1 pseudogene is annotated in these 478 nt (G+C 62.1%); it reads left to right on the forward strand.

Annotated features, from left to right (window positions below):
* Nucleotides 1-443 (forward strand): annotated as a pseudogene (locus AB9K34_RS19080) (DDE-type integrase/transposase/recombinase); the annotation flags it as partial.
* Between the last annotated feature and the right edge of the window lie 35 nt (nucleotides 444-478).

Here is a 478-nt window from a genome sequence, read left to right on the forward strand (position 1 = left end):
GGTTCGGCTATCGTCGGATCGGCGTCCTGCTCGAACGCAAGGGCATGATCATGAACCACAAGAAGCTGTATCGGCTCTACCGGGAGGAAGGTCTCTCGGTGAAGCGACGACGTGGCCGCAAACGGGCCCGCGGCACACGCCCACCGATGCCGGAGGCGGCGCGCCCACATGCGCGGTGGTCGCTGGACTTTCTGTCGGACAGCTTTGGTGCTTCACGCAAGTTCCGCATCCTGGCAGTGATCGACGATTGCTGCCGCGAAAACCTGTGCCTCATGGCCGACTCCAGTATCTCGGGAGCCGGTGTCGCCCGCGAGCTGGATGCGCTGGTGCGGGTCTACGGAAAACCAGGTTGCATCGTCAGTGATAACGGCACGGAGTTCACAAGCCGGGCCATCCTGAAATGGGCCGACCAGAACGATGTGCCGTGGCATTTGACCTGCCCCCCGCGAAATCCCTCATCATGATGTAGAGTCTGCCC

Source organism: Sedimentitalea sp. XS_ASV28 (assembly GCF_041224545.1).
In the GTDB taxonomy this organism is placed as follows: domain Bacteria; phylum Pseudomonadota; class Alphaproteobacteria; order Rhodobacterales; family Rhodobacteraceae; genus Sedimentitalea.